The organism is Nocardia aurea, assembly GCF_003123685.1.
Taxonomy (GTDB): Bacteria; Actinomycetota; Actinomycetes; order Mycobacteriales; family Mycobacteriaceae; genus Nocardia; species Nocardia aurea.
Map to the genome: position 1 here is coordinate 1 of NZ_QCYJ01000042.1, position 7107 is coordinate 7107.

Consider the following 7107-nt stretch of genomic DNA (forward strand, 5'->3'; position numbering starts at 1 on the left):
CGCCGGCCTGACGTACGCCATGACCGAGCACCGGCCGTTGCAGGCCATCGCCGCGGGACCGTACACGGCGCTGACCGCCATGAACGTGGTCGCCAACATCGCCGTGGCGGCGACGTTCGCGGCGACGGCGGCGGCGATCATGCGCACGCACGTGTTCCCGATGTGGCTGGGCTGGTTCGCCGCCGTCGTGGCGGTGGTGCGGCTGCTGGCCGCGTTCGCGATGGTCAACAGGGCGGGCGCGCTGGCGCCCGACGCGCCGCTGATGATCATCGTGCCGGGCGTGCTCACGATCGTGTGGGTGCTGGTGGCGAGCTGGCTGCTCATCCGCGAGCACCTGCCCGTCAAGGCGACCGGCGCGCGCCCCGTGCTGGGCCACTAGCGGCGAGAGGGATCGTTCAGGGCGGAGGTCGTCCTCCGGTCCACGGCTACTACGGTGAACGGGAGAAGGTCATCATGCCGTGGAGATGGGGTGCCACATGTCGGATCTCGGAGGGCTCGGACGCCGGATCGCCGGGCGGCGCGAGGCGCTGGGCCTGACCCGCGAGGAGCTCGCCCAGCGTGCCGGCGTGGCCGAGGCGTACCTCGGCCACCTGGAGGATCAGTCCGAGAGCACGCTGCGGGAGGCAGCCGCCAAGCTGGCGCAGGCGCTGGACACGACGGCGGCCGAGCTGCTCGGGGAGGCGCCCTCCGGAGCGGGCGGCGCGGCGCCCGGCGCGGAGCTCGCGGAGCTCGATGAGGGTGAGGCCCTAGGCCTGATCGCCCCCGGCGGGGTGGGCCGGATCGCCTACGAGGGGCGCTTCGGGCCGACCGTGCTGCCCGTCAACTACCGCGTGGCCGGCGGCGCCATCGTCTTCCGCACCACCCTGGGCGGCTCCACGGACGCCGACCTGCGCACCGGGCTCGCGGGCGTCGAGTACAAGGTGGCGTTCGAGGTGGACCGGATCGAGGAGGGCACCCGGACCGGGTGGAGCGTGCTCGTCCAGGGGTCGCTGCACCACGTCACCGACGAGGAGCTGGCAGAGGCGCGGGCGACGGGCGTCGAGCCGTGGGCCGGTGGCGACCGCAGGCAGTACCTCCGCATCACCCCGTCGCGCGTCACGGGACGCCGCATCACCACCGGCTGAGCACCGCCCAGCGCCTCAGCGCGGACACCCGGCGAGCGCCGATCACCAGGCCGTTCGCCGAGCCATTCGGTCAGGGAAGCGAGGACCAAAGACCCTTTCTGGGCAAGGCGGAAGTCAAGGAGCCTGGCAGGGCCGGACATGAAGGTCTCCTGAAGGGAAGGAACCTCGGATGGCACCCGCTCCGCCCGCCCTGGCAGGCACGCGCACCGCCTCGGCCATCATGGCGCTGATCCTCGCCACGACGGCGTTCGCCGTGAACTTCTGGGCCTGGGCGCTCCTGAGCCCGTTGGGGCCGGTCTACAAGGACCTGCTCGGGCTCAGCGCCTTCGCGGTGTCCGTCCTGGTCGCCGTGCCCGTGATCGTCGGGGCGCTGGGCCGCATGCTGCTCGGCGCGCTGACCGACCGGTACGGCGGGCGGCTGGTCTTCGGCGTCACCAGCCTGCTGGGCGTCCTCCCCGTCCTGTTCCTGGCCTTCGCGGAGAGCTATCCGGCGCTGCTGGCCGGTGGCCTGCTGCTGGGCATGACGGGCGCCACCTTCGCCATCGGCGTGCCGTTCGTCAACGCCTGGTTCCCGCCCGAGCGGCGCGGCCTGGCTCTGGGGATCTTCGGCATGGGCAACATCGGCACCGCGATCTCCGGGTTCGCCACCCCCTGGCTGGCCACCGAGTTCGGCCGTTCGGTGCCGTTCGTCATGGTCGCCCTGGCACTGGTGGCGGTCGGGCTGGCCTTCCTCACGCTGGGCCGGGACGCGCCCGGCGCGAAGGCGCCCGCCGAGCCGTTCCTGACGAGGTTCGCCGCCGCGGCCCGGCTGCGCGTCACCCGCGAGATGGCCGGGATGTACGCGCTGACGTTCGGCGGTTTCGTCGCGTTCGGCGTCTACCTGCCGCTGTACCTGAAGGCCGTCTACGGGCTGAGCGTCGCCGACGCGGCGGCGCGCGCCGCCGGGTTCGTGGTGCTGGCCACGCTGACCCGCCCGGTGGGCGGCTGGCTCGCCGACCGGCTGGGCGGCGAGCGGGTGCTGTGCTGGGTGCTGCTCGGGGTGTTCTGCTGCGCGATCGTCGTCTCGTTCGCGCCCGGCATGCCCCTCGCCACGGTCGGGTTCCTGGCCATGGCGGCGGCGCTGGGACTGGGCAACGGCGCGGTCTTCGCGATCCTCGGCCGGGGTGTGCCCGTGCCGATGGTGGGCAGTGCCACAGGCGTGGTGGGGGCCGCCGGTGGCCTGGGCGGATTCCTGCCTCCCATCGTGATGGGCTTGATCTACCAGGCCACCGGGTCGTACGCCATCGGCCTCATGCTGCTGGCGGCCATGGCGTTCGGCGCGTTCGTCTACTGCTGGTTCGTCCTGCCCCCCGCGGCCGGGACGGGCGAGCGGCCGTAGGGGGGATCGATGACCGCGTCCAAGGCCGTGACCGACGGGCCTCTCAGCGAGGCCCTGCTCAGGCTGGGCCGCCATCTGCGGCCCGGCCAGGTCTCCGGGGACCTCAGGGCGGTGTACCAGATCGGCGGGCGTGAAGGTGACGTCTTCTACCGCGACCGATGGAGCCACGACAAGGTGGTGCGCTCCACCCACGGGGTCAACTGCACCGGCTCGTGCTCCTGGAAGGTGTATGTCAAGGACGGCGTGATCACCTGGGAGGCGCAGCAGACCGACTACCCGAGCGTGGGCGGCGACCGCCCCGAGTACGAGCCGCGCGGCTGCCCGCGAGGGGCCGCGTTCTCCTGGTACACCTACTCGCCCACGCGGGTCCGCTTCCCGTACGCCCGCGGCGTGCTGGTGGAGATGTACCGGGAGGCCAGGGCGCGGCTCGGTGACCCGGTCGCGGCCTGGGCCGAGATCACCTCCGACCCGGCCAGGCGCCGCCGCTACCAGTCGGCCCGGGGCAAGGGCGGGCTCGTCCGCGTCACCTGGGACGAGGCCACCGAGATCATCGCGGCGGCGCACGTTCACACGATCAAGGAGTACGGGCCCGACCGGGTGGCCGGCTTCTCGCCGATCCCGGCCATGTCGATGGCCTCCCACGCCGTGGGCGCGCGGTTCGTCTCGCTGCTCGGCGGGGCGATGCTGTCGTTCTACGACTGGTACGCCGACCTGCCGGTGGCCTCGCCGCAGGTGTTCGGCGACCAGACGGACGTCCCGGAGTCGGCGGACTGGTGGGACGCCGCCTACCTCATGCTGTGGGGCTCGAACGTGCCGGTCACCCGCACGCCCGACGCCCACTACATGGCCGAGGCTCGCTACCGCGGCCAGAAGGTCGTCGTGCTCGCGCCCGACTACAACGACGCCGCCAAGTTCGCCGACGAGTGGCTGGCCCCGCACCCGGGCACCGACGGCGCGCTGGCCATGGCCATGGGGCACGTGATCCTCAAGGAGTTCTTCGCCGAGCGCGCGGTCCGCTACTTCACCGACTACGCCAAGCGCTACACCGACCTGCCGTTCCTGGTCCGGCTGCGCGAGCACGGCGACGCGTACGTGCCCGACAAGTTCCTCACCGCGGCCGATCTCGCGGCCGATCTCGCGGCCGATTTCGCCGCCGATCCCGGGCAGGACGGGGAGGAGGAGGCGGCGTTCGAGACGGTCCTGCTGGACGCGCGGACCGGCGAGCCGGTGGTGCCCAACGGCTCACTCGGCTTCCGCTACTCCGAGCGCGGCCTGGGCCGCTGGAACCTCGACCTCGGCGACGTGGACCCGCTCCTCACCGTCCTCGGAGCCGGGGAGGCCGTGACGGTCGCGCTGCCCCGCTTTGACGGGCACGGCGAGGGCGGCGAGGGCGGTGTGCTGGAGCGCGGCGTCCCGGTGCGGCGGGTCGGCGGCCACCTGGTCACCACCGTGTACGACCTGATGCTCGCCCAGTACGGCGTGGCCCGCGACGGGCTGCCCGGCCGCTGGCCGTACGGCTACGACGACGCCGCCGAGCCGTACACTCCGGCCTGGCAGGAGGCGATCACGTCCGTCCCGGCCGCCGCGGCCGCGCGCATCGCCCGGGAGTTCGCCCGCAACGCCGAGGAGTCCCGCGGCCGATCCATGATCATCATGGGGGCGGGGACGAACCACTGGTTCCACTCCGACACCATCTACCGGTCGTTCCTGGCGCTCACCACGCTGACCGGCTGCCAGGGCGTCAACGGCGGCGGCTGGGCCCACTACGTCGGCCAGGAGAAGTGCCGGCCGATCACCGGCTGGGCGCAGCTCGCCTTCGGCCTGGACTGGTCGCGCCCGCCCCGGCAGATGATCGGCACCGCCTACTGGTACCTGCACACCGACCAGTGGCGCTACGACACCTACTCGGCCGACGTCGTCTCCTCGCCGCTCGGCCGGGGCACGTTCGCCGGCAGGGCCACCGCTGATCTGCTGGCCCAGTCGGCACGCCTCGGCTGGATGCCGTCCTACCCGACGTTCGACCGCAACCCGCTCGACCTGGCCGACGAGGCGGCGGCCGAGGGCGGGGAGGCGGGGCCGTACGTCGCCGAGCAGGTCGCCTCCGGCCGTCTCGGGTTCGCCTGCGAGGACCCGGACGCGCCCGCGAACTGGCCGCGCGTGCTGACCGTGTGGCGGGCCAACCTGCTCGGCTCCTCCGCCAAGGGCAACGAGTACTTCCTGCGCCACCTCCTGGGCACCGACTCGGCCGTGCGCGCCGAGGAGGCCGGCCCCGGGCAGCGGCCGGAGAGCCTCGCCTGGCCGGAGGAGGCGCCCAGGGGCAAGCTCGACCTGCTGCTCTCGCTGGACTTCCGGATGACCTCCACCACGCTGTTCTCCGACATCGTGCTGCCCGCCGCCACCTGGTACGAGAAGCACGACCTGTCGTCCACCGACATGCACCCGTTCGTGCACGCCTTCACCCCGGCGATCGACCCGCCCTGGCAGACCCGCACGGACTTCGCCGCCTTCCACGCCATCGCCCGCGCCTTCAGCGACCTCGCCGCCACCCACCTGGGCACCCGTACGGACATCGTGGCCGTGCCGCTGCTGCACGACACGCCCGACGAGCTGGCCACCCCGCACGGCAGAGTCAGCGACTGGCGGGAGACGGGACGCCGGCCCACGCCGGGGCGCGACTTCCCCAAGCTGGTCACGGTCGAACGCGACTACGGGGCGGTCGCCGACAAGATGGCCGCCCTCGGCCCGCTGGCGGACCGGCTCGGCGCCACCACCAAGGGGCTGACGTTCGACGTCTCCGGCGAGATCGACCGGCTCGCCCGGACGAACGGCACCGCCAGGGACGGGCGGCCCTCGCTGGCCACGGACGTCGCCATGTGCGAGACCATCCTCGCCCTGTCCGGCACCACCAACGGGCGCCTGGCCGCCCAGGGCTTCGAGACGCTCGCCCGCCGTACCGGGACGTCCTTCGAGGGCCTGGCCGACGAGCACCGGCGCATCACGTTCGCCGACACCCAGACCCGGCCGGTCCCCGTGATCACCTCGCCCGAATGGTCGGGCAGCGAGACCGGCGGGCGGCGCTACTCCGCGTTCACCATCAACGTCGAGCACCGCAAACCCTGGCACACCCTCACCGGGCGCCAGCACTTCTACCTCGACCACGACTGGATCCACGAGGCTGGTGAGGCGCTGCCCGTCTACCGGCCGCCGCTGAACATGACCGCGATGTTCGGCGAACCCGGCGTAGGGGAGGGCGGCGCGAACGGCATCACCGTCCGCTACCTCACTCCGCACTCCAAGTGGTCCATCCACTCCGAGTATCAGGACAACCTGCTCATGCTCACCCTGTCGCGCGGCGGGCCGACCATCTGGATGAGCCCCGCCGACGCCACCAGGGCGGACATCCGCGACAACGACTGGGTGGAGGCGGTCAACCGCAACGGCGTCGTCGTCGCCCGCGCCGTCGTCTCCCACCGCATGCCCGAGGGGACCGTGTACATGTACCACGCCCAGGAGCGCGTCGTGGACGTGCCGAAGAGCGAGACCTCGGGGCGCCGCGGCGGCATCCACAACTCGCTCACCCGGCTGCTGGTCAAGCCCACGCACCTCATCGGCGGCTACGCCCAGCTCAGCTTCGCCTTCAACTACCTGGGGCCCACCGGCAACCAGCGCGACGAGGTCACGGTCATCCGCCGCCGCTCCCAGGAGGTGGACTACTGATGCGCGTCATGGCCCAGCTCGCCATGGTGATGAACCTGGACAAGTGCATCGGCTGCCACACCTGCTCTGTCACCTGCAAGCAGGCCTGGACCAACCGGTCCGGCACCGAGTACGTCTGGTTCAACAACGTCGAGACCCGCCCCGGGCAGGGCTATCCCCGCACCTACCAGGACCAGGACAAGTGGAAGGGCGGCTGGGAGCTCAACCGGCGCGGCCGGCTCCGGCTCAAAGCCGGCGGGCGGCTGCGCAAGCTGCTGACCATCTTCGCCAACCCGCTCATGCCGTCCATCCAGGACTACTACGAGCCCTGGACGTACGACTACGACCGGCTGTTCTCCGCCCCCCAGACCGAGGACACCCCCGTGGCCCGGCCCAGGTCGCTGATCAGCGGCCAGGACACGAAGATCACCTGGAGTGCCAACTGGGACGACAACCTCGCGGGCGCCCCCGAGCTGGCCTCCGCCGACCCGGTGCTGCGCAAGGTGTCGGACCAGGTGAGGCTGGAGTTCGAGCGGGCGTTCATGTTCTACCTGCCGCGCATCTGCGAGCACTGCCTCAACCCGTCGTGCGTGGCCTCCTGCCCGTCGGGCGCGATGTACAAGCGCGCCGAGGACGGGATCGTGCTCGTGGACCAGGAGCGCTGCCGCGGCTGGCGGATGTGCGTGACCGGGTGCCCGTACAAGAAGGTGTACTTCAACCACCGCACCGGCAAGGCCGAGAAGTGCACGTTCTGCTATCCCCGGGTCGAGGTGGGCATCCCCACCGTCTGCTCCGAGACCTGCGTGGGCCGCCTGCGCTACATCGGCCTCGTCCTGTACGACGCCGACCGCGTCGCCGAGGCCGCCGCCGTGCCCGGCGAGCGGGAGCTGTACGAGGCGCAGCGCGGCG

General features: G+C 72.1%; 5 protein-coding genes. All 5 read left to right on the top strand.

Features of this window, described 5'->3' with window-relative positions:
- On the top strand, positions 1–379 hold a 379-nt coding region (locus DAT37_RS12390; RefSeq protein WP_232839706.1), incomplete at its 5' end, for a hypothetical protein.
- Between the two features lie 97 nt (positions 380–476).
- Positions 477–1124, top strand: coding sequence for a helix-turn-helix domain-containing protein (locus tag DAT37_RS12395; RefSeq protein ID WP_198654222.1), 648 nt, complete (start codon positions 477–479; stop codon positions 1122–1124).
- 169 nt (positions 1125–1293) lie between these two features.
- A complete protein-coding gene (locus DAT37_RS12400; RefSeq protein ID WP_109524919.1) occupies positions 1294–2502 on the top strand; it encodes an MFS transporter in 1209 nt (402 codons plus the stop codon).
- Positions 2503–2511: 9 nt separating this feature from the next.
- Positions 2512–6219, top strand: a complete 3708-nt coding sequence (locus DAT37_RS12405) for a nitrate reductase subunit alpha (RefSeq protein WP_109524920.1) — start codon at positions 2512–2514, stop codon at positions 6217–6219.
- Positions 6219–7107 (top strand): 4Fe-4S dicluster domain-containing protein (locus tag DAT37_RS12410; RefSeq protein ID WP_157978456.1); only part of this gene is annotated, 889 nt, incomplete at its 3' end. The genes DAT37_RS12405 and DAT37_RS12410, both read left to right, overlap by 1 nt.

Excerpts from the sequence above, each read along its gene's own strand:
- DAT37_RS12395 (WP_198654222.1), top strand. The coding sequence starts at position 477 with ATGTCGGATCTCGGAGGGCTCGGACGCCGGATCGCCGGGCGGCGCGAG.
- DAT37_RS12400 (WP_109524919.1), top strand. The coding sequence starts at position 1,294 with ATGGCACCCGCTCCGCCCGCCCTGGCAGGCACGCGCACCGCCTCGGCC.
- DAT37_RS12405 (WP_109524920.1), top strand. The coding sequence starts at position 2,512 with ATGACCGCGTCCAAGGCCGTGACCGACGGGCCTCTCAGCGAGGCCCTG.